Source organism: Actinomyces culturomici (assembly GCF_900499005.1).
GTDB classification, from domain to species: domain Bacteria; phylum Actinomycetota; class Actinomycetes; order Actinomycetales; family Actinomycetaceae; genus Pauljensenia; species Pauljensenia culturomici.
In genome coordinates, this window is the sequence record NZ_LS991318.1 from 1 (window position 1) to 26,416 (window position 26,416).

The following is a 26,416-nucleotide window of genomic DNA, read 5'->3' on the forward strand; positions in this document are numbered from 1 at the left end:
AACACCTCGTCCAAAGCCCCCGACGACACCAACTCACTCGCGACCACACGGCCCGACAAACCAGAATCAACACTCAATGCAACAGTCCTTCCAAAGGAGGGCTTACACAAACCATTGAACAGGCTCCCCGCGTCGCCGCCGCCCTCAAAGTCTCGTGGAACACCGCCAACGACGCCGTCCTGGCCGAGGGCAGGCGGCTCCTGATCGACGACCCCGCCCGCTTCGAGGGCGTCACGGCGATCGGAGTGGACGAACACGTGTGGCGCCACACCCCCATAGGCGACAAGTACGTCACCGTCATCATCGACCTGACCCCCGTCCGCGACCGCACCGGCCCAGCCCGCCTCCTCGACATGGTCCCAGGCCGCACCAAAGACGTGTTCGAAACCTGGCTGGCCTCACGGCCCCACCAGTGGAAAACCCGCGTCGACGTCGTCGCAATGGACGGGTTCTCCGGGTTCCGCAGCGCCGCCGCAAGCGAGCTACCCGACGCGACACCCGTCATGGACCCCTTCCACGTCGTCAAACAAGCCGCCGACGCCCTCGACACGTGCCGCAGACGCGTCCAACACGCCGTCCACCACCACCGAGGCCGCAAAACCGACCCCCTCTACCGGGCCCGCAAAACCCTCCTCACCGGCATCGACATCCTCACCCGCCGACAAACCGACCGGCTCGACCAACTCTTCACAGACCCCCGCTACCACGACGTCTACGACATGTGGGTCACCTACCAGGAGATCCTGTCCTCCTACCGGGCCCGAACCCCCACCCAAGGCCACCAGCGCATGAGCCGCCTCATCACCGACCTCAACACCGCCCACCCGCTCCCCAAAGAAGCTCTCCCCTTACGCAAAACCCTAAAGCAACGCAAAGCCGACATCCTCGCCTACTTCACCATCCCCCACACATCCAACGGCCCCACCGAAGCCATCAACGGACGCCTCGAACACCTCAGAGGAACCGCCCTCGGCTTCCGCAACCTCACCCACTACACCACCCGCAGCCTCCTCGAAACAGGAGGCTTCACACCCCACCTACACCCCCGATTGTGAAGAGCCGCATTACCTTTCTTCGTCGAAAGCATCACCTTTCCTCGTCGAGGGGATGTGCGCCGGCGCGCGTGCCGTCAATCGGCGCGCTCGGACCAGGCCATCCGGTCGGTGAAGCGGTCGATCCGCTCCTGGAGGATCGGCTCGAGAAGGTCGATGAACCGCTCCCGCGGCATCGAGGCGATGGGCTCGAGCTTGACGATGTAGCGCATCGAGATGATCCCGTACATCGTCCCGAGCGTGAGGGCGATCTGCTCGCCGAACTCCTCGCCGGCGCCGATGTACTCGCCGACCCGGTCGAGCACATCGGTCCGAATGTACGTGCGGAACCGCCGCGAGGTCGCCGCGTCCGTCATGAGCGCGCGCATGAGCGCGAACAGCGTGTCGGCGGTGAGGGACTCCTCGTAGACGGAGACCCCGTATTCGACGAGTCGGCGCGCCGCCCCCTCGGGCCCCGCGGCGAGGAGCCGGATCGCTTCGGCGGCCGGATCGAGGGGGAGGTCCATGCATGCGCGGAAGAGCTTCTGCTTCGACTCGAAGTAGTAGGAGACGAGCCCCGAATCGCACCCCGCCCGCCGCGCGATCGCCCGCACGGTCGCGCCGTCGTACCCCTTCTCGATGAATTCCTCGCGCGCCTCGGTCTTGATGCGCTCGCGGATCTCGCCGCGCGCCGCTGAGGGGCCGCGGTGCCCGCGCCCGCCCTTCCGCTGGGGTTCGTCCGCGGCCGCCTTCCTCATCGACGAGGTCGGGGCGGTGCGCCGGTCGGCCCGGGCGGCGACGTCGTCGCCGCCCTCGGGAGTCTCGTCGGTGAATTTCGTCATGTCCTCATCCCTCTAAATGGGCGCCGTGATTTCCACGGGCGCCGGGAGGGCGCCCGTGCGTCCTCGTCGATCGGGACCGGGAATCCCGCGGAATTCCGCGCGGCTCGACCGGTCCGCGGCACTGTGCCCATTCTAATTTCCTCACCTTTGAAATTCGGGTGTTTCGGGCCTAATTTCCGAATCGAGGAAATGACACGAGGAGACGCCATGGAGCAGATCCGCACCGCGGCCGCGCGCACGCCCGACCATCCCTGCTATCTCGGGATCGACGTCGGCTCGACGACGGTGAAGGCGGTGGTCCTCGACGGAGGCGCGATCCTCTTCGCCGACTACCGGCGCCACAACGCCGACGTCCGCGCCGAGCTCGGGCGCCTCCTCGCCGACATCGACGCCGAGTACCCCGGCCTCGAGGTTCGAGCCGCGATCACCGGATCGGGCGGCCTCGCGACCGCCCGCGCGATGGGCATCCCCTTCGTCCAGGAGGTCATCGCCGGCACCGAGTCGACCCGCCGCCTCCACCCCGAGGTCGACGTCGTCATCGAGCTCGGCGGCGAGGACGCGAAGCTCACCTACCTCCATCCGACCCCCGAGCAGCGCATGAACGGCACCTGCGCGGGCGGCACCGGCGCCTTCATCGACCAGATGGCGACCCTCCTCCACACCGACGCCTCCGGCCTCAACGACCTCGCCGCGAAGCACACGCAGCTCTACCCGATCGCCTCGCGCTGCGGCGTCTTCGCGAAGTCCGACATCCAGCCGCTCATCAACCAGGGCGCGGCGCACGAGGACCTCGCGGCCTCGATCTTCACGGCCGTCGCGACCCAGACGATCGCGGGCCTCGCCTGCGGACGCCCGATCCGCGGGACCGTGATGTTCCTCGGCGGGCCGCTCCACTTCCTCCCCGAACTCCGCAGCGCCTACCGGGCCCTCCTCCCCAAGGCCGACGCCTTCGTCACGCCCGAGAACGCGCAGCTCTACGTCGCCATCGGCGCGGCCCTCCTCGCCGAGCGGGATCACCGCCGCGCCCTCGTCGCCCACGTCGCCGAGGGCGCCGACCCCGAGACCCATGACGAGGCGCGCTCCGTCGCCGACCTCGTCGACTCCCTCGCCACCGCCGAGATCACCGCCGAATCGCCCCGCATGCGCCCCCTCTTCGCGAACGAGGACGAGCGCGCCGCCTTCGTCGCCCGCCACGGCGCCGAAGTCATCGAGAAGGCCGACATCTCCCAGGCCCGAGGCCGCTGCTGGCTCGGCGTCGACGCCGGGTCGACGACGATCAAGGCGGTCCTCATCGACGAGGACGACCGCATCGTCTTCACCCACTACGCGTCGAACGAGGGCGACCCCGTCGCCGCCGCCGTCGAGATCGTGCGCCGCGTGCGCGCCGAACTGCCCGAGGGCGCCGTCATCGGCCGCTCCTGCGCGACCGGCTACGGCGAAGGCCTCGTCACCGCCGCCCTCACGATGGACGAGGGCGAGATCGAGACGATGGCGCACTTCCGCGCCGCCGAGCACATCTCGCCCGGCGTCACCTCCGTCATCGACATCGGCGGCCAGGACATGAAGTACCTGCGGATCCGCGACCGTGCCGTCGACTCGATCAGCGTCAACGAGGCGTGCTCGTCGGGCTGCGGCTCCTTCCTCCAGACCTTCGCCGAGACGATGGGCACCGACGTCCGCTCCTTCGCGAAGGCGGCGATGGCGTCGACCTCGCCCGTCGACCTCGGCACGCGCTGCACGGTCTTCATGAACTCCTCGGTCAAGCAGGCGCAGAAGGAGGGCGCCGCGGTCGAGGACATCTCCGCGGGCCTGTCCTACTCGGTCGTCCGCAATGCCCTCTACAAGGTCATCAAGCTCAAGGACCCCTCGGACCTCGGCGAGCGCGTCGTCGTCCAGGGCGGCACCTTCCTCAACGACTCGGTCCTTCGCGCCTTCGAGCTCCTCACCGGCCGCGAGGTCGTCCGCCCCGACATCGCCGGGCTCATGGGCGCGTACGGCGCTGCCCTCACCGCGCGCATGCACGACACGGGCGTGGGGGAGTCGACCCTCGCGCACGTCGAGGATCTCGACGCCTTCAGCGTCGAGACGACCCGCAAGACCTGCCGCCTCTGCCAGAACCACTGCCAGATGACGATCTCCACCTTCTCCAACGGCGAGCGCCACGTCTCCGGCAACCGCTGCGAGCGCGGCGCCTCCCTCGAGAAGGTCCCGAAGAAGTCCGACCTTCCGAACATGTACGACTGGAAATACAAGCGGATCTTCGGCTACCGCCGCCTCACCGAGGCGAAGGCCTTCCGCGGCGACATCGGCGTCCCCCGCGTCCTCGGCATGTACGAGAACTACCCGTTCTGGTTCACGATGCTCACGCAGCTCGGATTCCGCGTCATGGTGTCGGGCCGCTCGAACCACGACCTCTTCGAGACCGGCATGGAGTCGATCCCCTCGGAGAACGTCTGCTACCCGGCGAAGCTCGTCCACGGGCACATCGAATCCCTTCTCGACAAGGGGATCACGACGATCTTCTACCCCTGCGTCAACTACGAGCAGGAGGCGAAGGGCTCGGACAACCACTTCAACTGCCCGGTCGTCGCCACCTACCCCGAGGTCGTCCGCAACAACATGGAGCGCCTGAACGACCCCGAGGTGAAGTTCATCAGCCCCTTCATCAACTTCGGGAACCGCGAGTACCTGCCCGCGCACCTCGTCAAGACCTTCGGGGAGTTCGGCTATGACATCCCCCTCGAGGAGATGACGGCCGCGCTCGACGCCGCGTGGGACGAGGACGCGGCGGTGAAGCGGGAGATCAAGGAGAAGGGCGCCGAGTCGATCGCGTGGATGCGCGAGCACGGGGTCCGCGGCATCGTCCTCGCCGGCCGCCCCTACCACCTCGACCCGGAGATCAACCACGGCATCCCCGAGGTGATCGTCGGCCTCGGCATGGGCGTCCTCACGGAGGACTCCGTCGTCGACGAGCGCCTCGAGCGCCCGCTGCGCGTCCGCGACCAGTGGTCCTACCACTCGCGCCTCTACGAGGCGGCCGCCCGCGTCGGCGACGAGCCCGACCTCGAACTCGTCCAGCTCAACTCCTTCGGCTGCGGCGTCGACGCGATCACCGCCGACCAGGTCCAGGAGATCCTCGAGGGCCGCGGCGACGTCCACACGGTCCTCAAGATCGACGAGGTCTCGAACCTCGGCGCCGCGAAGATCCGCCTGCGCTCCCTCGACGCCGCGGTCGCCGAGCGCGCCACGTCCTCGCAGACCGTCGACACGACGCTCGTCGACCCCTCGGAGGCCGCGGCCGCCGAGGAGCGGGCCGGAGTCGCCGCCGGGCACATCCACCCGCGCGCCGTCTTCACGAAGGAGATGCGCGAACAGGGCTACGAGATCCTCGCCCCGCAGATGGCGCCGATCCAGTTCCGGCTCGTCATGCCGGTGCTGAAGAAGGCGGGCTTCAACGTGCGCCTTCTCGAGCACACGAGCCGCGACACGATGGAGACGGGCCTGAAGTTCGTCAACAACGACTCCTGCTACCCGGCGATCGTCGTCATCGGGCAGCTCATCGACGAGTTCGTCTCCGGACGCGCGAACCCCGACAAGACGGCGGTCGCGATCACCCAGACGGGCGGCATGTGCCGCGCGACGAACTACGCGTCGCTCCTGCGCAAGGGCCTGCGCGACGCCGGATTCGCGCAGGTGCCCGTCATCGCCGTGTCGGTCCAGGGCCTCGAGGACAACCCCGGCTTCGAGATGACCCTCCCGATGCTCCACAAGACGATCCAGGCGATCGTCCTCGGCGACGCCATCCAGTCGATGCTCCTGCGCGTCCGCCCCTACGAGGCCGTCCCCGGTTCGGCGATGGAGCTCTACGGGCGCTGGGACGCGATCTGCCGCGAGTGGCTCGAGTCCGGGCGGTCCGCGACCTACGGGAAGCGCCTCTCCTACTCCGGACTCATCGCCGCCTGCGTGAAGGAGTTCGACGCCCTGCCCCTCAAGGATGTCGCCCGCAAGCCGAGGGTCGGCCTCGTCGGCGAGATCCTCGTGAAGTTCCACCCGGACGCCAACAACCATGCCGTCGACGTCATCGAGGCGGAGGGCTGCGAGGCGGAGCTCCCCGGCCTCATGCAGTTCTTCCACAACTCGATGGCGACCGCCGCGTGGAACAAGGAGAACCTCGGCATCGACGGGAAGGTTCGCTACCTCAAGCCCGCGGCCCTCTGGGCGATGAAGAAGTACGAGGCCCCCGTCCGCAGGGCCTTCGAGACGACGAACGGGAAGTTCGAGGTCCACCGCGACATCGAGGAGATGATGTCGCGTTCGCAGGACATCGCGCGGCCCGGCAACCAGGCGGGCGAGGGCTGGTACCTCACCGCCGAGATGGTCGACATGATCGAGCACGGGTGCCCGAACATCATCTGCGCCCAGCCCTTCGCGTGCCTGCCGAATCACATCGTCGGCAAGGGCATGTTCCGGGCGCTGCGCACCCGCTACCCCGAGGCGAACATCGTCGCCGTCGACTACGATCCGGGCGCCTCCGAGGTCAACCAGCTCAACCGCATCAAGCTCATGCTCTCGACCGCGATCGAGCGCCGCAATGAGACCGGCGACGAGGGCGAGACTCTCGAGCTCCGCGGCATCGACTTCGACGCCGAGGACTCGCTCGGGGGCGACGCCTGCGGCTGCGGGACCGGCGAGCTCGCCGCGTGCGGGTGCGGCGGCGGCGAGGAGACCGGGCACCGGATCGTCGGCCTCGGGATGCCGGGCCTGCCGGCCCGCCGAGGAGCGGCCTTCCGCTGATCCTCGTCCCCCGCGCCCCCGCCCCCGCCCCTCCCGTGAGGTCGTGCGCCGCATCCCCTCGGTGGACCAAGGTGATGCTCTCGGCGGGGTCCTGGGAGGGGCTGCTCCCACTGCTTGCTTCACGGCGCCTTCTCGTTCCTCCGGCGCCGAAAAGGGCGGTGAAGCAAGCACTCGGAGCACTCGACGACTCGGTACTGTGTGCGGCACGCAGTCCTTGCGGCCATGACCTTTCGAACGGTGTGGGCGGCGCACCGGGTTCCCGGTGCGCCGCCCACGTCGATTCAAGGCTTGGTCGGCCTCGTCACTCCTGCGGGGCGGAGGCGACGGTGAAGCGCTCGCGGACGTGCGCGCCCTTCTCGGCCTCGTCGACGAGGGCGAGGGCGATGTCGGCGGCCGACAGGGTCTGGCCCGCCGGGGTGTCGAGAGACTCGACGTAGGCGCCGGTCGATTCGGGCACCGGGTAGAACGGGGCGGGGAAGATGAAGCCCCAGCGGATCGACTCGTCGGTCGCGCGCAGATCCTCGAGGACGTCCGCGTAGGCGAGGGCCTCCGGCTTCCACGCGTCGGGGAAGGGCGGGGAGTCGACGAGGCGGTCGCCGTTCTCGTCGCGGAGCGAGCCCGCGCCGCCGACGATGATGAAGTAGCCGGTCGGCTTCGCGGCGACGAGGTCGCGGTAGATCTGCGTCGCCGTCTCGCCGAGGCCGCCGATCGCGAGGATCGTCGCGTCGGAGTCGTCGATGAGGCGTGCGATCTCCTCGGCGTTCGTGACATCGGCGGAGAGGTTGGTCGCGGCGCCCTCGGCGGGCGTGCCGGAGCGGGTGACGGAGGTGACGACGTGGCCGCGGCGGGCGGCTTCGGCGACGACGGCGGAGCCGGTCTGGCCGGTGCCTCCGATGACGGTGATCCTCATGAGAACTCCTTGAATAGTGAAGTAGGTGATGGGTCCACACTACGACCGCGGCCCCTCGACGTCCTCCCTAGGAGGGCGTTTCCCGGTTCGCCCTCAGGGGAATCGGGGTCGGCCTCGTGAATCGGAAGGGGAGCGCGGCCCGACGGCGGCCGGGGATCAGCGCCGCGACGGGGCGACGAGGACGAGAAGGGGCCCGGCTCCACGATGTGGAGCCGGGCCGACGGAGGGAGCGTCAGGCCGCTGCCGCGGCGGCCTTCTTGCGCTCCGCCTCCTTGTAGAAGCAGCCGATGCCGGTGATGGCGAGCAGAGGCGCGACGATGAAGTTCGTGATCTGCAGGAACATGAACGGGATGTAATCGGCGTAGGCGACCCCGAGGGTCGCGACCATGTAGACGCCGGTCGTCGTCCACGGGAGCATCGGTTCGATGAAGGTGCCGTAGTCCTCGATCGACCGGGAGAGGACCTTCCGCGGGATCTCCTTCTCGTCGTACTTCGGACCGAATGCCGTGCCGACGATGAACGCCGTCGCGTACTGGTTCGACGAGAATCCGTTGATGAAAGCGGAAGAGACGAGCGAGGCGAGGATCGTTCCCCGGCGCGTCTTGATGTGGGTGAAGACCTTGTTCATCACGGTCTCCATCGCGTTGATGACGTCCATGGCGCCGATGAACATGAAGACCATGAGCGTGATGCACACGGCGGAGGCCATCGAGTAGAGACCGCCGCGGCTGACGACGGCGGTCGCCTGCTCGTTGAGAGCCGCGCCGCCATCGGCGAGCATCTCCGGGGTGAAGCCGTTCATCAGCGTCGACACGAGGTTCGTGAAGGAGATCCCCTGGTCGATGAGGGCGACGAGCGCCGCCGAGGCGATCGAGAAGAAGAGGGTCGGAAGAGGAGGCTTGCGCCAGATCGCGCCGATGATGATGACGAGGATCGGGATGAGGACGAAGAGGTCGAAGTGGAATTCGCTCGACAAAGCGTTGGCGGTCGGTTCCGTGAATGCTGAAATGTCGGTCGTCGTCGAAGCGGGGACGATGAAGCCGGCGATGGTGTAAAGGGTCGCCGCGATGATGTAGGAGGGCCCTGTCGTGTTGAGCATCGATCGGACGTGGTCGTAAACGGGGATCTGGGCGCCCATCGCCGCCATCATCGTCGTATCGGAGAGCGGGGACATCTTGTCGCCGAAGTAGGCGCCGCCGATGATCGCCGCGGCGAGCAGGCCCATATGGGCTCCGGTCGCGGTGCCGACCGCGATGAGGACGACGCCGATCGTTCCCGCGGATCCCCAGGATGTGCCGGTCGCGAGGGAGAAGACCGAGGTGATGAGGAAGGCGACGAGGTAGATCCACGCGGGATTGACGATCTTCATGCCCCAGTAGACGAGCATCGGGATCGTCCCCGAAGCGGTCCAGGCTCCGATGAGGAGCCCGATCGACATCAGCATCCAGATCGCCGTCAGCGCCGTGAGGGTCCGCTTGCCCATCTTCTCGGTGATCTGCTCGAAGGAGAAGCCGAGGTAGAAGAGCAGGCACCACGCGCACAGCGCTCCGAGCCCGAAGGTGAACTCGAGGGGCCACGATTTGAGCTTGAAGGCGAGGGGGCCGATCACCATGCCCCAGAGGATGAGGACGACGAGGAGGAGGATCGGGAGGAGTGCGTGCCAGAACTTGAGAGGGCGGCGCGGGCCGGGACCGGTTGTGGTGCTCGCGCCCGCCGCGGTGGACGGAGTGCTCATCGGGACTCTTTTCGATTGAGGGGCGGGACTTCAGGAGAGGGAGAGGCGAACGACGGCGGGGCAGTCGTCATGGCGTTTCGCCGGGGGCGAGAGGCGGATCGCCCGCCCGTCGTCGTCGCGATCGACGAGGGCGGGGGCGCCCGTGGCGAGCTCGACTGCTCCGTCGACCGCGATGCCCTCGGGGAGCGAGACTCGCGGGGAGGTACAGGTCGGATCGACGAATGCGTACGCGCACCGGTCGCCGAGCGTGAGGTGGACGCCCTCGGAGGCTGTCCAGCCCGTGGCCGGGACGGTGTCGTAGACGGCGTCGCCGTAGTCGTCCATCCACGCGCCGATCTGGAGCAGCCGCTCCTGCTGGAGGACGTCGATGCGCCCGTCGGCGGTCGGGCCGACGTTGAGGAGGAAGTTGCCGCCGCCGGCGACCGTGCGGACGAGAAGGGCGATGAGCTCGGGCGCGGTCGCGTAGTCCTCAATGTTCTCGGCGCGATTGAATCCGTACGATCCGCCGATGCCACGCGATTCCTCCCACGGATGCGCGGTGCCGAAGCCCTCGACATCCTGGTACTCGGTCGAGTAGTAGTCGCCGTGGGCGCCGGGCATGCCGACGTGCATGCGATCGTTGACGACGACCTCGTCGCGGTTCGGGGCCTCGGAGTAGAGCCATCCGAGAAGATCACGCGTCCGCGAGTACTCCTCGGAGCAGTCCCATTCGCCGCCGTCGGTGTAGATGACCGAGGGTGCGTAGCGGGTGTTGAGGTCTTTCCACTGCTCCTCGAGGATTTCGGTCGGGTAGGCCGCGGGGTCGATTCCGAAGCGGGCCGCGTCGAGTTCGGGAATGAAGTAGCCGCCGTCGCAGCGATGGGATCGATGCGTCTCCCATTCGATCATCGAGTAGTACAGGCCCATTCGCAGGCCGCGTGCGCGCACGGACTTCGCGAGATCGCCGACCAGGTCGCGGTGCGGCCCGACCTCTCCCGCGTTCCATCCCTTCTTGTGGGGGTTCGACGTCGGCCACAGGCAGAATCCGTCGTGATGCTTGGTCGTCAGCACGACGTAGCGCGCGCCGGCCCGGGCGAAGAGGTCCGCCCAGCGGTCCGGATCGAACAGCTCGGCGGTGAAGGAGGGCGCGAAGTCGCGGTAGGTGGCGTCGCCGTAGTGGCGCTTGTGGAAGTCGCCGTCGGCGTTCCGGTAGGGGCCGTAAACGGAGGCGTAGTACCACTCGGCGTACGATCCGAACTGCTCGTTCGAGAGGCTCCGCCACGCCGGAACGGAGAAAACTCCCCAGTGGACGAAGATTCCGAACTTCGCCTTCTGGAACCACGGCGGGCAGGGGCGCGAATCGAGTTCCTCCCAGGACGGCGTCGTCATCCGGATCCTCCCTTTCGTCCGTCATTTGGTTTCAGTATCGAACAAAATGTGGCAGAGATCTCCGTCGATCGAGATTTGGAATCTTCTTTAGAGACGGTTGACAGTATGGCTCTTCCATGCCCTGCACCGGCCCTGCATGGAAGTCGTCGGTTTCGCTGGACTTCCGAGCCATTGGGTGTTGCTCGGCATCGTGAGGAAATGGGTTTCCACTCGCCCTCGTCGCGGGGCGCGGCTCGAGGGTTCGCGAACGGGGTTGCCGCCGGCGGGCTGAATGGATGCCGGGAGACGAGCGGCGCGGCCCGACGGCGGCCGGGATCAGCGCCGCGACGGGGCGACGAGGATGAGGAGCGACGCCGCGATGACGGCGAGCCCCGCCCATCCGAGAGGGCTCAGGCGCTCGCCGACGACGAGGACCGCGAGGAGCGCGGCCACCGCCGGTTCGATGAGCGTGAGCAGCGTGACGGTCGAGGTGCGCAGGCGCGTGAGGCCGTACCCGAAGAGGATGTAGCCGAGCAGCATGGGGACGAGCGCCATGTAGGCGCCGACCGCGAAGTTCCGAGGGGAGGCGAGGAGCGGCCCGCCGAACGCGAGGAGCACCGGCATGAGGAGGAGACCGCCTCCGCCGAAGACGGCGCCCATCGCTGCGGCCCGTGGGACTCGGGCCTCCATGAGGCGTCGAGCGCTCCACGTGTAGGCGGCGTAGGTGAGTCCGGCGAGGAGGGCGAGGAGGATGCCGAGCCCGAGGGAGCCTCCCGCGGCGCCCTCGCCTCCCGATGCCGCTGCGGCTCGCGCGCCGCCCGTCCCTCGTTCGAAGGCGAGGAGCGCGGACCCGAGCGCGCCGAGCAGCGCGGCGACGACCCAGCGGCGGGTCGGAGCGCGGCGCTCCGTGACCGACTCGATGACGCCCGCGAAGAGCGGGGCGGTCGCGAGTGAGAGGACCGTGCCGATGGCGACGCCCGCCTCGCGCATCGAGGTGTAGAAGGCGAGCGGGTAGACGAAGACCGAGGCGATGCCGATCGCGAGGATCCCCGGCTTGAGGGCGATGCGCGCGCGGGAGGCGCGCAGCTGCGGGAGCGCGATGAAGGCCTGGAGGATCCCCCCGATTCCCAGGGAGGCGGCGGCGATCGCGAAGGAGGGGACGTCGGGCGCGAAGGAGGCGGCGGTGCCGGTCGTGCCCCAGAGGATCGAGGTGACGACGATCGCGGCGATGGCCATGGTCGAAGGTGAACCCGCCGCATCGACGGTGGGGCTATTCGACCCGGAGCCCGACCCGCCGCTGGAGCCGGACGGACGCCCGGCGTCTGGGGAGCGGCTCTCGATCGTCACCCGGCCATTGTGCTCGGGCGGGGCCCGGCGCCCAGAATGTGCCCGCATCCCGGTTCGAGCCCGCGACCCGGCTCGACCTCCGAGCAGCACCCATCTCCCTGCTCGTTCCGCTCCCTCCCCGCGACGAAGTCGACGGGCGCGCGCACAATGGGCGCCAGTCGGCGACGAATCGCCGAAGACGACGAAAGGATGGGCCATGCGACTGAGCGCCCTCGAACAGGTCCCGCACTTCGCGGGGCGCACCGCGAAGGAGACTCTCGAGGATCAGGTGGTGCTCGCGCGCGGCCTCGAGGACCTCGGGTTCGAGCGGCTGTGGTTCGCCGAGCACCACTCGACGCCGGCGTTCCTCTCCTCCGTCCCGCAGCTGCTCATGGCGCACGTCCTCGCGCACACCGAGCGGATCCGCATCGGCTCGGGCGGCGTGATGATCATGCATCGCGGCTCGCTGCAGGTCGCTGAGGTCTTCCACACCCTCGAGACGCTCCACCCCGGCCGCGTCGACATGGGCCTGGGCCGCGCCCCCGGTGGCGACATGGTCGCCTCGCACGCGCTCAATCAGGGGCGCGTCATCGATCCGAGCGCGATCGACGCCCTCATCGATGAGACGGTCGCGATCATGCGTCACACGGTTCCCGCGGATCATCCCTACTCGGGGTTGCGCGCCCAGCCGGAGCCCGCCGGGTCTCCGCAGATCTGGCTCCTCGGCTCGTCCGGGCAGTCGGCCGCGTGGGCCGGCGTCCGGGGCCTCAATTACGCGTACGCGCAGTTCTTCACCGGCCGTCAGCAGCCCGAGATCATGGACCACTACCGCGCCCACCTTCCCTCCGAGCCGCTCCCCGTCGGATCGGGCGCCCCCGTTCCCGCCGAGTCCGGCCTCACCCTGTCGGCGCTCTGCGTCTCGGCCGCCGAGACCCGGGAGGAGGCGATCGAGCAGGCGCTGCCCGCCGCGTCGTTCCGTCTGCGCCTGCGCACCGGCCGCCCGGCCTCGTTCGCGCCGGCCGCCGAGATGAGCGCCGAGGATCGCGATGAGGCCCGCCGTTGGCTCGAGCGCGACACCGCGATCATCACCGGCGCCTACGACGAGGTCGCAGACCGCATCCGCGCCTTCGCCGCCGCCCACCGCGTCGACGAGGCGATGCTCATCAGCTACATCCCCGATGTCGCCGTCAAGCTCGAGCAGTACCGGCAGCTCGCCGCCCGGCTCGCCGACTGACGATCTCCGTGCCCGATCGACGAGGGCGGGGCGCCGCACCCTCCCGGGGGGCGACCAGGACTCCCGTGTGGAACGCATCGCAGTGCTCGCCTCTGATTTGGCGGGGGCGCCGCGCATCGGGCTATACTCGTGCGCACTGGTAGCGTGTCCGAGCGGCCGAAGGTGCAGCACTCGAAATGCTGTGTGGTGTCACAGCCACCCTGGGTTCAAATCCCAGCGCTACCGCCACGGTTTGCCCCGTGATTCCAACGAAAAGTAGGAGTCGCGGGGCGAACTTTTTGGTGCTGCACTATTCCTGCACTATTCCCACTTTTCGGCTCTCCCGTTCGGCGCTGTGGGGACGCCGCCCGGATAGGGCTCAGACTAGCGTCCGGCGCTCGCGGCCACACCCGGCGGCGACCGTAGGCGTAGACGTGCCCGAATCTGATGTAGCTACAGTGCAAACGCGGGCGAACAGGTGTGCCCGCGTGTCCTTGCCTAGGCCCGTAGTTCTGTCGCGTCCTGGGATTGTTTCTGCGCATGGTGTTGGTGGCGACGGTGGAAGGTGTTCCTATCGGAGTGGGACGCGCCGAAGAAGCGGCCCTAGTACCCGAGCGCCCTCACCGTGTGAACGTTGCTCCTAGCTCCTAGCACACACGCTTCCCGGGGGTGTGAGTGGGGGACGGTGGGCTAGTGACCCCCCGGCCGCGTATTCGCCCCGCCCGGCCGTTGATAGCACGGGAAACGTTTGGCACTTCACCAAGCCCGACAACCCGGGATGAAGGTCCTATGCCTGGGGGGTGGGGGTGCCCATTATGGCGCCGGATTGTTTCGGCGTTAGGGGTGTGGGTACCTCGAAAATATCCGGCACACCTGGGGGAAGTCCGCAACCTGCTACGCCCGCGAGCGCCCCAGGGCATGGCGAAGCCCCGGCGCTGTAGCGGGTGACAGATACCGGGGCCGCGTGTTGGAGGGGCTAGGAGTGCTTACTGTTCGCTGATTGCCTAGGCTTCCTGTTCTGGCTTGGGTAGTCCTCTTCCTTCGGCGCGCTTGCGTCGTTCGTAGTAGTCGGACGGGAGTCGCCCCTCTTTGTATTCGCGTTCCCGCCACGCCTTGCTGAGCTTCCAATCGCCTGTTGGTGGTTCCAAGGCCATGAGCAAGTGCTCTTCAGCGCCGCCACTCTCTTCGATGTATTCGAGCATTGCCTCGGGTCGGACCGTAACGCCGAGGGTGAGCGCGTCCGTCGGGCGTCCGTTGTCGTCAAGGAACGGGTTTCTGATCCAATCCGTGTCGATGCCTTCGCGTCGCGGAACGGCGGTGAAGGTGTTGGCACCGGCGTCATAGGTAATCACCGTGTTGCTGATCATGAGATCGACGCGGATTGTCTCCAATACGTTGTTGATCGCGCTTCGCAGTTCGTCGTCAAGGGGAATCCTTGGGACTCCCTCAACGTCTCGGGACTTGTCGATCCGGTCCAACACTTCAAGGGCGGCGAGGTACTGCGCACCCCCATAGTTCGCCTTCACTTCCCAGGGGCAGTACTTCGTAGAAATGCTGTAGGGGTCGAGCTGTCGTGTCGTGCCGGTAAGGCGCTTGTACGTTCGCGACCACATCGACTTAGACGTTTCGATCCCGTAGTGGTCCCGGTAGTAGGTGACCATTTCATCCAACGTCAACCCTTGGTCAATGAGGAGGTGCCGGGCCTCTTCCATGTCTTGAATCTTCGTCTTTGGCATTCGAGTCCCTCCTGTGAACTTGCGTCTCAACTGTAGGCGATATGGGCACAAACCGCCCTTTGCTGTGACGGACAACATAACACGCTATGCATTGCAACGGGTTGCAATAGGTCGCGCAATGTGGCTATCGTGTTGCACGCGGGGCCACCAAACACCAAGAAGACAACGGCCCCGAAGACAACGGAAGGACAGGGAACACACCATGACCAAGAAGAACGCCGCGAGCGCCGAAGACGCTGCGCCGCTGCCCCAGTTCGTCGGAGTGGGCACCGCTTCACGCATCCTCGGATGCTGCCCCAACACGGTGCGGAACATGATCGCTACCGGCGACTTGGATGCCTACTACGTGAAGGGTCGCCGCATGATCCGCATTGAACTCGCGTCCGTCCTCGCCCTGCTCACCCCCTCGGACGCGCTGCGCCTGAAGGGTGTCAAGTCGTTCAGCACGAAGGTGGCGTGATCATGTACGCGCTCAGCATGTCCACCATTGACCCGGAAGCGGCGAACATCCTCGCCGCGCACATCGCTTCCAACGCCGCCCGGCTCGCAGATGATCGGGTCACGTTGGACGCCGACACGTTGAACGCGGAAGGCGTCCGCACCCGTAGGCGCTTCGGCGCGATTGAACCCGTGGGGGAGAGCGTCGCGAACCTGTTCTACAGCTACGCGGATGCTTGCGCGTCGCAGCCGAACGCTAACCCGTCCGAACCGTACCGGGTCCGGTTCATCGCTCCCACGGTGAAGGCCGCCGTTGCGCTCGCGGCCGGGCTCCCGGATGAGATTGCCCGCCTCGGCTCCCGTGTGATGGTGAAGGCGGAAGACTGGGGGTTGAAGGCGTGAACGCTTGGGCGTGCCCGACGTGCCGTGCGCGCGTGCCCGGCGGTGAAGCCCCGTGCCACTGCTCGGCCTGTCACCAAACGTTCCACGGGCTCGCAGCGTTCGACCGGCATAGGCGTGGGCTTGCGTGCTGTGAACCGGCGCGCGTTGAGCCGTCGCGGAATGGGAGCCGCTTCCACTTGGACGGGCGGGGCGTGTGGCGTTGGGGAAGGGTGAGGACTCCCGACGATTACGAAGCGGCGCGGGCTCGCCGTGCTGAGCGCATGGTGTGGACGGTGAGGGCGTGACCATGGAACGGGTGAAGAAGGTGGGAGGGGGTGAAGCGTCCACTAGCCCCACGCCGTTCCTCGCGTCCACGGGGGCGACCGTGTGTTGCGACGTGCAGACGTGGCGGAACGTGTTCAGCGAGTGCGCTAACGGGTGGCATAAGACGGTTGCCCGCGCGGGTGAGGAGTGCCGCGAGCGCGCCATGTGCCCGCGCCTGTCCTGTCCTGAGGGGCTTCCGCCCGTGTGGGGCAAGGAGTCGGAGTCAACTAGGCGTGTTGCGTATACGGGGGCGCGTGTTCGTAACGCGATGCTTGTTGGCTACTTGCTCGCGGACTATGCGAACACGGCTACGGGCGCGGATATTCGCCCGGCTATTGAAACCCTTGGGGCACGGTCTGGCATGTCCCGTGGTTTGGTGATTAACGCCCTCTTTGTTCTCGAATCCTTCGGGTGGATTACGTTCGTTGAGAAGCATGGGACGGGCGTGAACGTGTGGCGGCTTTCTGTTCCTGTCGCGCTCGCGGAATACCTTGGTGTCAATCCGGGTGGGGGGCTTTCTCGGAAGGCGGTGAATAGTCTGCTTTCGGTTGTGTCATGTTGTTCGGGTGAGGGGTGAGGGTATTCGGTTGGTGTGTGTCGTGTAGGCGGCGCGTGGTTGTGGCGGCGTTGCTCCCGTGTTGGGGGTGGCGTCGCCTCTTCCATTTGGGGGATTGGTGTCGAACTTGTTTACTAGTTCTAGGACGCGATGAAACGGGCGGGGGTAGGCAAGGATACTTAGGCGGCGTGAAATCGCGTCCTAGTTCGATCTGAACACCCTTAACGGCGGTGTTAGCGGGTGGGGGTGCGGGTGTGGTTGGGGCGTGTGTGGCCGCGAGCGCCCTAGGGTGTTCAGTTTGTCGGCTCGCCTTGGATGCGAGGAGGAGACGAAGGAGGAATGAGGGACGAAGAAGAAAGCTTGAGCTTGTCAATTGTTTTGTGTAAGTGGGGGTTAGAGGTAGGGGGTGATGCGGTCGGGGTAGGCGGCGGCGAGTTGGGCGAGGGCTTGTTTCCAGTTGGTGGTGAGGCGGCCTTCGACGAGCCGGTTGGTCGCGCGCCGGGAGGGTTTGCTGGTGGGGGTTGTGGCGCGTTCGGCGGCTCTGCGGTCTTNGTCGGGGTAGGCGGCGGCGAGTTGGGCGAGGGCTTGTTTCCAGTGGGTGGTGAGGCGGCCTTCGACGGGCCGGTTGGTCGCGCGCCGGGAGGGTTTGCTGGTGGGGGTTGTGGCGCGTTCGGCGGCTCTGCGGTCTTCGATGTTGCAGATCGCCAGCCACAGCAGCTTCACGGCCGCCGCGTCGGAGGGGAAGTGGCCCCGGTTCTTGGTGACTTTGCGCAGCTGGTAGTTCAAGGATTCGATGGCGTTGGTCGTGTACAAGACGCGCCGGAGCATGGGCGGGAAGGCGAGGAAGGGCGTGAACCGTTCCCAGGCGCGCTGCCAGGTGCTCAGGGCGTCAGGGTACTTGTCCGCCCATCCGGCGGCGAACTCGGCGAGGGCGTCCAAGGCGGCGTCCTCGTTGACCGCGGTGTAGACGGGTTTGAGGGCGGCGGCGACCTTCCTTGCGATCCTGGTAGGCGACGAACCTCATCGAGGAGCGGATCAGGTGGACGACGCAGGTCTGGACCATCGAGTCGGGCCAGGTCGCCTCCACCGCCTCAGGAAGGCCTGCCAGCCCGTCGCAGCACACGAACAGGACGTCCCTGACTCCCCGGTTGGCGAGCTCGGCGCACACGTGCGCCCAGAAGGAAGCTCCCTCTTCGGACTGGATCCAGATCCCCAGCACGTGCTTGACGCCGTCCATGTCGACCCCGACCGCCAAGTGGGCCGCCCGGTTCGACACCCTCCCCTGGTCGCGGATCTTCACGCGGATCGCATCCAGGTAGATGATCGGATAGAACTCGTCCAGGGGGCGCTGCTGCCACTCCAGGACGGCATCGCACACGGCGTCGGTAATCGTGCTGATCGTCCCGGCCGACAGCTCCACCCCCAGCGTGGACTCCAAGTGGTGGCGGATCTCGCGCACCGTCATCCCACCGGCGTACAAGCTGATAATCATGCCGTCCAGGCCGTCCATGCGCCGCTGGCCCTTACGCACCAGGCGAGGCGTGAACGTGCCGGCACGGTCGCGGGGGACCTCGATCTCGAAGCTGCCGACCTGCGAGTCGATCACCTTGGTCGAGGTGCCGTTTCGGGCGTTGCCGCGCGCTACCGGCGCAGGCTCGCCCTTCTCGTAGCCCAAGTGGTCGGTCAGCTCGGCGCGCAACCCCCGCTCAAGAGCTTCTTTCAACAATGCGGGAAGCAGGCCATCAGAACCCGTCAGCTCGATCTCGCCCGAATCAACCTTGGCGAACACCTCGTCCAAAGCCCCCGACGACACCAACTCACTCGCGACCACACGGCCCGACAAACCAGAATCAACACTCAATGCAACAGTCCTTCCAAAGGAGGGCTTACACAAACCATTGAACAGGCTCGAAAGCTTTAACCTGTCCCTAAAGCAACAAGCAACGAGCAGTAAGCACTAAGCACTAAGCAACGAGCAGTAAGCAACGAGCACTAAGCACTAAGCACTAAGCACTAAGCAACAAGCAACAAGCACTAAGCAACGAGGGGTAAGCAACAAGCAGTAAGCACATAGGGATTAAAGAACTGATTAGTTTGTGTTCAGTTTGTCGGCTTCCTGTTCGGGTGGATGCGAAGACGCGCCCGCACCTTCACCCCAAGGGCCTGTTGCCTGTTCGGGGGTTGGGTGCGAGCGCGCCTAAGCGTGTCGCCGTTGTCGGCTACTGTTCGGTTCCCGTCGGACGAAGGGTGATCACTTCGCCTTCCTCCTCCTTCGGGCGTTCCGTCTTCGCAAGGGCTTCGGCCACATGGTCGGTGATGAGGCGCCGCCGTTCGTCGTTCGCGTGGATGTAGCGGCGCGTAATGCTGCTGTTCTCATGGCCCATTGCCGTAGAAACGTCCTGCGCTGAAACGCCGGATACGGTTGCCGCGAGTGAGGCGAAGGTGTGCCGGAAGTCGTGAGGGGAGAGGCCTTCAATCTGCGCCCTCTTCACGGCGTTCCCGATGTTGCCCCGGAAGGTGCTAGGCGGGAACGGCTTGTTCGGGTTGCTCGGAGCGGGGAAGACGTAGGCATCCTTACCGCGCGTTGTCTTCGCAAGGTAGGCGGTGAGTTCGTCGAAGAGGTCGGACGGGATAGTGAGGGTGCGGTTACCGGCTTCCGTCTTCGGCGTTGTCTCCGTGGCGTACTTCCCTTCCCCGGTCACTGCGCCGTTGATCATCACCTTCCTAGTCTTCAAGTTGATAGCGCCGCGCTTCAGTCCCCGCAGTTCGCCGAGACGAAGGCCCGTGCCCGCTGCGAAGCGAACCACCAAGGGCCACATGTCGCCGGGCATCTCACCCGCGAGCGCCGCGACCTCCCACGGTTCCAGGGCCCTAGGCGCGTGGCGCTGTGACTTGCCGGACCTTGCGCCCTTCATTGACCCGAGCATCTTCGGGCGGATCGGCAACGTCTCGATGACCTCATCCTGATACGCGGTCCGCATGATTGTTGCGAACAGGTTGAACATGTTCCTGCGGGTGCGGGCGACTTCGGGAACTTCGCCGTCGGTCGCGAGCCATGTCCGAATGTCCTTGGTGGTGATGTTCGTGATGGGAACCTTCCCCCACTTCGGTTCAATCCATTTGTTGTAGGTGAACTGATAGCTGTTGCGGGTGGATGCTGCAAGGCTCCGGTTCGCAAACCACGTCTTGCCGTACTCGCCGAAGGTGTAGGTGTCGCGGGTGCGCTGCCTTTCTACCTCTTCGGCTTCGGCGTCTTCCTCTTCCTTGCTCTTCCAAACCCCCATCTCAATGCGCGCCGATTCCTTCCTAAGCCAATCGTCGGCCGCTTCGATGGTGTGGAATCCGCCGGTGCGGGGCGTGCAACGGATGATGTTGCCGTGTTCGTCCCTGAGCTTGTACGGGTGCTGATAGCTCGCGTAATAGAGCCCGTGCCCCCGGTACTGACGGACTGACCCGAACTTCCTCTGGCGCTTGTACTCCTTGCGCTCGCCGTTCTCGGTGGTTGCGACCTGCTTTGTCATGGTGTTCTTTCTCCTCCTTGCACCATTCCTGCACCATTCGTGGGTGCCCTTCCTTGGTACACAATGGTATACATGCGTTGCGCAATGTCAAGCACAACACGCGGTAAGGAGTTGCTTGACCTGGTAAAACACCATGTCAAAGCGATCTTCTATCGATGTGGTGGAAGGGTGGGCCTAACGTTTCAAATCCCAGCGCTACCGCCACGGTTTGCCCCGTGATTCCAACGAAAAGTCGGAGTCGCGGGGCGAACTTTTTGCCCGCGTGGGGGACGCGGGTGCGCGCTGGGCGCCGGGCTACCTGGATCGCACACTCGACGCGCCTCCCGCCCACCAGAGCATGCCGAGACGGCGATCCAAGTCACGCATGCCATCGATCCCGAGCGCGGGGCTACCTGGATCGCACACTCGACGCGCCTCCCGCCCACCAGAGCATGCCGAGACGGCGATCCAAGTCACGCATGCCATCGATCCCGAGCGCGGGGCGACCTGGATCGCACACTCGACGTCCTTCCCCGCCCGCCAAGCGCGCCGAGACGGCGATGCGGGTCATGCGGGGCATCGGCAACCGACTGCACCTCAAACTGTGAAGAGCCGCGCCGCCTTCCTCCATCGAGGGGATCTTCCGTTCCACCTTCGTCTCCGCTTTTGGGGCACCAAGGACCTGTCAATCGAGTGACAGGCTTGCTAGGCTCGAGGCATGACCGAGGACTTCCTGGCGCTCGCCCTCGAGGCGGAGCGGAATTCACGGGCCCACGACGACGCGGACCGGCCGACCTTCCACATCGCCCCGCCGGTCGGGCGCCTCAATGATCCGAACGGCCTCATCGTCGACGGTGAGGACTACCACGCCTTCTTCCAGTACACGCCCGAGCATCCGAAGAAGTTCGTCTACTGGGGCCACGCCGTCTCGCGCGATCTCGTCCACTGGGACTACCTCGAGCCCGCGATCCTCCCGGACTGCCACCAGGACGCGAACGGCGCCTACTCGGGCACCGCGATCGGCGTCGACGGCGGCGTCGAGCTCTGGTACACGGGGAACTACAAGGATCCGGAGACCGGGGAGCGCGAGGCCACCCAGTGCCTCGTCGAGACGCCCGACCTCCGCGCGTTCACGAAGACCCGCACCCCGATCATCGCGACGCATCCGGCGGGCTACACCGCCCACTTCCGCGACCCGCAGGTGTGGAAGGATCCGGACGACCCGGCCGGCTCGTATCGGATGATGGTCGGCGTTCAGCGCGAGAACCTCACCGGCGCGATCCTCCTCTACCGCTCGGTCGACCGGCGCGACTGGGTCCTCGAGGGCGAATTGACCTTCCCCGATGCGGCCGGCGCCTTCGACTCATTCGGCTACATGTGGGAGTGCCCGAACCTCGTGCGCCTGCGCGACGAGGCGACCGGCGAGGTCCGCGACGTGCTCGTCTTCTGCCCGCAGGGCATCGACCCGGACCGCGAGGGCTTCGAGAACATCTTCCCCTGCGTCTACGTCGTCGGTTCCCTCGTCGGCACCGAGCTGCGCGGCGCGACCGGCGAATTCTTCGAGGTCGACCGCGGTTTCGAGTTCTACGCCCCCCAGGTGTACGCCCGCCGCGACCAGGGCTGGGGCGACCTGACGACCGGTGCGCCGTCCCTCCTCATCGGGTGGGCGGGCAACGCCTCCGAGGACGATCAGCCCTCGATCGACTCCGGCGGCTGGGTCCACGCGCTCACGAGCCCGCGCGCCCTCGCCCTCGTCGATGGACGCCTCGTCGCCCGTCCCTTCCTCCCCGGCTTGCCGCTGGCCCCCGCCGCCCTTCCTCCGATCGACGAGGTCGGGGCGGTCGACCTGCCCGAGCTCGAGGGATCGCGCGCGTGGCGGGCGAGGCTCTTCGCGGACTACGGGGACTCCGGCGCGCTCGTACTCGAGCCGGGCTCGGACGGGCTGAAGATCCGCGTCGAGCCGGGCCGCCTCGTCGTCGACCGCTCGGGCACGCGCTATCCCCACGGCGATCGGCGGGTCGTCACCCTCGATCCGGGGGTCGCCGAGCTCGTCGAGGTCGTCCACGACCGCTCGCTCACGGAGATCTACCTCGGCGACGGCAGGCTCGTCTTCACCCTGCGCTCCTTCCTCGAGGGCGAGGGTGCGGGGCTGCGCGTGACGGGGGAGGGGCCGGTGCGTCTGCTCGGCCTGGAGACCGCCAGCTTCGAGCAGGACGATCGTCCCGAGGTCCGCTGAGCGGACGGAGAATCGGGAGAGCCGCGGCGCCCTCGGCGGAATCCCGCCGAGGGCGCCGCCTTTTCCTGAACCCCCAGGTCGCGGGCTAAAAGCTTCTTCTGCCCCGCGAAGTCGGCGCGCGGCCCCGGCCTCGTGAACCTTCGAAAAGCCTGAAAATCGTCTGTCGAAACCCTTGCGCGTTCTTCGTGTGCACCCCTACTATGTCAATCGATTGCTATACCGCCCGAGACGAACTGGTGACGCCGTCGTCCAGTCCCGGGTCCACAGAGGAAGGAACGCGGATGGCAATGGATCACGCCAAGGTGGCGTCGGAAGTCGTCAAGGCCGTGGGAGGCGCGCAGAACATCAACGCCGCCGCCCACTGCGCGACCCGACTCCGACTCGTCATCGCCGACCCGAAGAAGATCGACCAGGCCGCGCTCGACGCGAACGAGGACCTCAAGGGCACCTTCTCGGCCGGCGGCATGTACCAGATCATCGTCGGCCCCGGCGATGTCGACGTCGTCTACCGCCACATGGTCGACGACCACGCGGTCCGCGAGGTCTCGAAGGACGAGGCGAAGGAGGAGGCCGCCCAGGGCGGCAACGTCTTCTCCCGCTTCATCAAGATGATCGCCGACATCTTCGTCCCGATCCTCCCGGCCCTCGTCGCCGGCGGCCTCATGATGGCGATCAACAACGTCCTCACCGCGCAGGGCCTCTTCGGCCCCAAGTCGGTGACCGAGATGTTCCCCGCCGTCGCCGACTACGCGAGCCTCATCAACATGGTCTCCGCGGCGGCCTTCGCCGCCCTCCCGGTCCTCGTCGGCTTCTCCGCCGCCAAGAGATTCGGCGGAAACGTCTACCTCGGCGCCGCGCTCGGCGCCGCGATGATCTCCTCCGACCTCCTCAACGCGTGGAACACCGGCGCCGCGCTCGCCGGCCAGGCGGACGTCCAGTACTGGCACCTCTTCGGCATGCAGGTCGCGAAGATCGGCTACCAGGCGCAGGTCATCCCGACCCTCGCCGTCACCTGGGTCATGTGCGTCATCGAGAAGTGGCTCCACAAGCGCCTCTCCGGCACGGTCGACTTCCTCGTCACCCCGCTCGTCACCCTCCTCGTCACCGGCTTCCTCGCGTTCGTCGCGATCGGCCCCGTCACCCGAATCCTCGCGCAGGGCCTCACCGACGGCATCAACTGGGCGTACACGGTCCTCGGCCCGATCGGCGGCCTCCTCTTCGGCCTCGTCTACTCCCCGATCGTCGTCACCGGCCTCCACCAGTCCTTCCCGGCCGTCGAGATCCCGCTCCTCCCCGTCAACGGCGGCATCGGCGACTTCATCTTCCCGATCGCCTCCATGGCGAACATCGCCCAGGGCGCCGCGGCGCTCGCGATCTTCACGAAGACCCGCGACGCCAAGCTCAAGGGCCTCGCCGGCGCCGGCGGCGCGTCCGCAGTCTTCGGCATCACCGAGCCCGCGATCTTCGGCGTCAACCTGCGCCTCCGCTGGCCCTTCTTCATCGGCATGATCGCGGCGGCCATCGGCTCGTGCGGCGTCGCCCTCTTCGACGTCCGCGGCCAGGCGCTCGGCGCCGCCGGCTTCGTCGGCTTCGTCTCGATCATCCCGCAGGACATCCCGATGTACCTCCTGCTCGAGGTCATCGTCTTCGTCCTCTCCTTCGCCGGCGTCTTCTTCTACGCCTCCACCCGCGGCAAGGGCGACATGGGCCCGATGGTCCCGGCCGCCGCCGTCGCCGCCGAGGGCGCCGCCCTTGAGGGCGCCGACGTCGACTCCGCCGCCTCGACCGAGGCCTCCGCAGCCGCCGCGCCGGTCGTCGAACTCCCCGCCGAGGCCGCGACGGACTTCACCGTCACCGCCCCGCTCGCAGGTTCGATCGTCCCGCTCGAGCAGGTGAAGGACGAGTCCTTCGCCCGCGGGATGCTCGGCCCCGGCATCGCGATCTCGCCCGCCGGCGGCAAGGTCGTCGCCCCCGTCGACGGCACGGTCACCGTCGCCTTCGGCACCGGCCACGCCTACGGCCTCAAGGCCGCGTCCGGCCTGCAGATCCTCATCCACATCGGCATGGACACCGTCCAGCTCGACGGTAAGGGCTTCACCCCGCGCGTCGCCAAGGGCGACGTCGTCCGCCGTGGCGACGTCCTCGCCGAGGTCGATTGGGACGTCATCCGCGAGGCCGGCTACGACACGATCACCCCGATCGTCGTGACGAACAAGAAGAAGTACGACTCCGTCGCACCGGTCGCCTCCGGCGAGGTCGCCATCGGCGACCGCATCCTCGAGGCCACCCCGAAGGAGGTCACCGCCTGATCCTCTGATCGGACGGACCCGCGGGGGGAGGGGAGCGCGCCTGGCGCTCCACTCCCCCCGCGTTTTCGCGATGTCGCGCGCATCCCCTCGACGACGCAACGTGATGCTCTCGGCGCGCGAAGGTAATGCTCTCGGTGGAGGAGGGCGTGAGTTCGTCGGCGGCTCGGAGGCGCGGGCGCCCCGCGCCGGCCGGGCGGGTTCAGGCGGTCCAGCCCTCGAGGAGGGTCACGGGGAATTCGATGGTCCTCGCCCCCGCGTCGTCGGTGCCGGCCCCGTCCTCGTCGATCAGCGAGCGGGGGGCGGCGATGCGCTCGAGCAGCACGTCGACGGCGGCGCGCGCCATCTTGTCGAGCGGCTGGCGGATGGTCGTGAGTCCGGGGAGGGCGCGGCGCAGGGCGGTCGTCCCGTCGAAGCCGATGACGCGCAGGTCGCGCGGAACCTCGATATCGCGCTGGCGCGCCCACTCGAGAACCTCGGCGGCGGCGAGGTCGTCGGTCGCGAACACGGCGTCGATCATGTCGGCGGCGCCGTCGAGGCGCTCGGCGACGAGGGCGGGGCGCTCGGCGATCGGCGTGTGGAAGGGGACCTCGAGGACGATCGGTTCGATTCCGGCCTCGGCGAGAACTCGGCGGTATCCGCGCTCGCGGAGGTTCTGCGGGTGCGAGCGCGATGTGAGGAGCGCCGGGCGGCGGGCGTCGCGCTCGAGGAGGCGCCGGGTCGCCATGCGCCCGCCCTCCTCGTTGTTGCAGCGGATGTTCGTGATGCGCGGGGAGAGCGCCCGGTCGATCGTCACGATCGGCATGCGGATCGAGTCGTACTCGTCGAGATCCTCGTTGTGCGCGCCCGCGATGATCCCGTCGACGCGGTTGCCGACGAGGAGGTCGAGGTACTCCCGTTCGCGGTCGGAGCGGCCGAGCGAGTTGCAGATGAGGATCCGGTAGCCGTGGTCGGCGAGGGCGTTCTCGATCTCGACGGTGAGCTCGCCGAAGAAGGGGAGCGAGACGGTCGGCACGATGAGGCCGATCGTCTGCGTCGACTTCCCGTGGAGCGCTCGGGCGACCTGATTGGGGCGGTAGCCGAGGACGCGGATCGCCTCGGCGACCTTGTCCTTCGTCGCCTGCGAGAGGTAGCCGCGGTCGTTGAGGACCCTCGAGACGGTCGTGAGCGAGACGCCGGCCTCCTGGGCGACATCGGCGAGGGTGGGCTCCGAACGGCGATTCACCTGCAGTCCTCCGTCGGTCGGCGGCGCATCCTTGACGATCGGTCCATCGTGCGCCATATCCGTCGTACCCGGACAGTGTAGTGGGCGAACGTGCACGCGAATGGACGATTCGCACGAGGGCGGAGCGCATGCGCGCGATGGGCGTCGAGTTTTCGCCCCCGGGTCCCGCGAATCGCCTCGAGCCCATACGATGAGGGGTAATGGTCGTTCTGTCCAACGTTGGACAGAAGAGAACGGAAGGAACCGCCATGATCTCCCGTACCGTCGCCGTCGCATCCTCCGTCGGTCTCCACGCCCGTCCCGCAGCGCTCCTCGCAGAGGCGGTCGACGACTCCGGCATCGACATCACGCTCTTCTTCGACGGCGAGGAGGCGGACGCGGCCTCTCTCCTCGAGATCATGACCCTCGGCGTCAAGCACGGCGACGAGGTCACGCTCTCGACCGACGACGACTCCGCCGGCGAGGTCCTCGACTCGCTCGTCGCCCTCCTCTCCCGCGATCTCGACAAGGAGTGAC

At 67.1% G+C, this 26,416-nt stretch carries 17 protein-coding genes, 1 tRNA gene and 1 pseudogene; 10 read left to right on the forward strand and 9 right to left on the reverse strand.

Annotated elements, in window-relative coordinates; all coding sequences use genetic code 11:
- A partial coding sequence (locus tag DY157_RS09865; RefSeq protein ID WP_115728489.1) for an ISL3 family transposase occupies nt 1-1,055 on the forward strand: 1,055 nt, incomplete at its 5' end.
- A 74-nt stretch (nt 1,056-1,129) separates the two neighbouring features.
- On the opposite strand, the gene DY157_RS09870 is transcribed toward DY157_RS09865, so the two are convergent.
- Nucleotides 1,130-1,873 carry a TetR/AcrR family transcriptional regulator gene (locus DY157_RS09870; RefSeq protein WP_235827185.1) on the reverse strand — a complete coding sequence of 248 codons (744 nt, stop codon included), beginning with the start codon at nt 1,871-1,873 and terminating at the stop codon, nt 1,130-1,132.
- Nucleotides 1,874-2,080: 207 nt separating this feature from the next.
- Here DY157_RS09870 and DY157_RS09875 point away from each other — a divergent pair, with 207 nt between their 5' ends.
- On the forward strand, nt 2,081-6,667 hold the full coding sequence (locus tag DY157_RS09875) for an acyl-CoA dehydratase activase-related protein (RefSeq protein ID WP_115728490.1): 4,587 nt from the start codon (nt 2,081-2,083) through the stop codon (nt 6,665-6,667).
- Nucleotides 6,668-6,968: 301 nt separating this feature from the next.
- Here the strand turns inward: DY157_RS09875 and DY157_RS09880 are convergent, their stop codons facing one another.
- The 4 genes from DY157_RS09880 to DY157_RS09895 all read right to left on the reverse strand — a co-directional run bounded on the left by DY157_RS09880 (nt 6,969) and on the right by DY157_RS09895 (nt 11,895).
- On the reverse strand, nt 6,969-7,577 hold the full coding sequence (locus tag DY157_RS09880; protein ID WP_115728491.1) for an NAD(P)-dependent oxidoreductase: 609 nt from the start codon (nt 7,575-7,577) through the stop codon (nt 6,969-6,971).
- 232 nt (nt 7,578-7,809) lie between these two features.
- The gene (locus tag DY157_RS09885) at nt 7,810-9,312 is read right to left on the reverse strand and encodes a Na+/H+ antiporter NhaC family protein (protein ID WP_115728492.1); all 1,503 of its coding nucleotides are present in this window, start codon (nt 9,310-9,312) and stop codon (nt 7,810-7,812) included.
- Nucleotides 9,313-9,342: 30 nt separating this feature from the next.
- The gene (locus tag DY157_RS09890; RefSeq protein ID WP_115728493.1) at nt 9,343-10,680 is read right to left on the reverse strand and encodes an alpha-L-fucosidase; all 1,338 of its coding nucleotides are present in this window, start codon (nt 10,678-10,680) and stop codon (nt 9,343-9,345) included.
- A gap of 315 nt (nt 10,681-10,995) precedes the next feature.
- Entirely contained in the window at nt 10,996-11,895 is a 900-nt protein-coding gene (locus DY157_RS09895) for a DMT family transporter (RefSeq protein WP_115728494.1), read from the reverse strand.
- 307 nt (nt 11,896-12,202) lie between these two features.
- Between DY157_RS09895 and DY157_RS09900 the strand changes: the two genes are divergently transcribed.
- Together DY157_RS09900 and DY157_RS09905 are read left to right on the forward strand one after the other, a co-directional pair.
- On the forward strand, nt 12,203-13,219 hold the full coding sequence (locus DY157_RS09900; RefSeq protein WP_115728495.1) for an MsnO8 family LLM class oxidoreductase: 1,017 nt from the start codon (nt 12,203-12,205) through the stop codon (nt 13,217-13,219).
- Nucleotides 13,220-13,357: 138 nt separating this feature from the next.
- Nucleotides 13,358-13,447: transfer RNA gene (locus tag DY157_RS09905), tRNA-Ser, on the forward strand.
- Between the two features lie 755 nt (nt 13,448-14,202).
- Here the strand turns inward: DY157_RS09905 and DY157_RS09910 are convergent.
- On the reverse strand, nt 14,203-14,934 hold the full coding sequence (locus tag DY157_RS09910) for a hypothetical protein (RefSeq protein ID WP_160159526.1): 732 nt from the start codon (nt 14,932-14,934) through the stop codon (nt 14,203-14,205).
- A gap of 202 nt (nt 14,935-15,136) precedes the next feature.
- Here DY157_RS09910 and DY157_RS09915 point away from each other — a divergent pair, with 202 nt between their 5' ends.
- Genes DY157_RS09915 through DY157_RS12040 form a run of 3 tightly spaced genes read left to right on the forward strand, consistent with a single transcriptional unit; the run spans nt 15,137 to nt 16,058 of the window.
- Nucleotides 15,137-15,394 (forward strand): helix-turn-helix domain-containing protein, encoded by a 258-nt coding sequence (locus DY157_RS09915; RefSeq protein WP_160159527.1) that lies wholly within the window; start codon nt 15,137-15,139, stop codon nt 15,392-15,394.
- Nucleotides 15,391-15,774 (forward strand): hypothetical protein, encoded by a 384-nt coding sequence (locus tag DY157_RS09920; RefSeq protein ID WP_115728498.1) that lies wholly within the window; start codon nt 15,391-15,393, stop codon nt 15,772-15,774. The genes DY157_RS09915 and DY157_RS09920 overlap by 4 nt, the downstream gene beginning before the upstream one ends.
- Nucleotides 15,771-16,058, forward strand: a complete 288-nt coding sequence (locus tag DY157_RS12040) for an FDXHR family putative zinc-binding protein (RefSeq protein WP_456236505.1) — start codon at nt 15,771-15,773, stop codon at nt 16,056-16,058. The genes DY157_RS09920 and DY157_RS12040 overlap by 4 nt, the downstream gene beginning before the upstream one ends.
- 968 nt (nt 16,059-17,026) lie before the next feature.
- Here the strand turns inward: DY157_RS12040 and DY157_RS09925 are convergent.
- Both DY157_RS09925 and DY157_RS09930 read right to left on the reverse strand, forming a co-directional pair.
- A pseudogene (locus DY157_RS09925) lies at nt 17,027-18,494 on the reverse strand (IS256 family transposase).
- Nucleotides 18,495-18,852: 358 nt separating this feature from the next.
- Nucleotides 18,853-20,154, reverse strand: coding sequence for a tyrosine-type recombinase/integrase (locus tag DY157_RS09930; protein WP_115728499.1), 1,302 nt, complete (start codon nt 20,152-20,154; stop codon nt 18,853-18,855).
- Between the two features lie 697 nt (nt 20,155-20,851).
- On the opposite strand from DY157_RS09930, the gene DY157_RS09935 reads away from it, so the two are divergent.
- Both DY157_RS09935 and DY157_RS09940 read left to right on the forward strand, forming a co-directional pair.
- Nucleotides 20,852-22,369: a glycoside hydrolase family 32 protein gene (locus DY157_RS09935; protein ID WP_115728500.1), complete on the forward strand. Its 1,518-nt coding sequence runs from the start codon at nt 20,852-20,854 to the stop codon at nt 22,367-22,369.
- 281 nt (nt 22,370-22,650) lie between these two features.
- Nucleotides 22,651-24,678, forward strand: coding sequence for a sucrose-specific PTS transporter subunit IIBC (locus DY157_RS09940; RefSeq protein WP_115728501.1), 2,028 nt, complete (start codon nt 22,651-22,653; stop codon nt 24,676-24,678).
- Between the two features lie 199 nt (nt 24,679-24,877).
- Here the strand turns inward: DY157_RS09940 and DY157_RS09945 are convergent, their stop codons facing one another.
- On the reverse strand, nt 24,878-25,900 hold the full coding sequence (locus DY157_RS09945; RefSeq protein WP_115728679.1) for a LacI family DNA-binding transcriptional regulator: 1,023 nt from the start codon (nt 25,898-25,900) through the stop codon (nt 24,878-24,880).
- Between the two features lie 248 nt (nt 25,901-26,148).
- Between DY157_RS09945 and DY157_RS09950 the strand changes: the two genes are divergently transcribed.
- Entirely contained in the window at nt 26,149-26,415 is a 267-nt protein-coding gene (locus DY157_RS09950; RefSeq protein WP_115728502.1) for an HPr family phosphocarrier protein, read from the forward strand.
- The last annotated feature ends 1 nt before the right edge of the window (nt 26,416 follow it).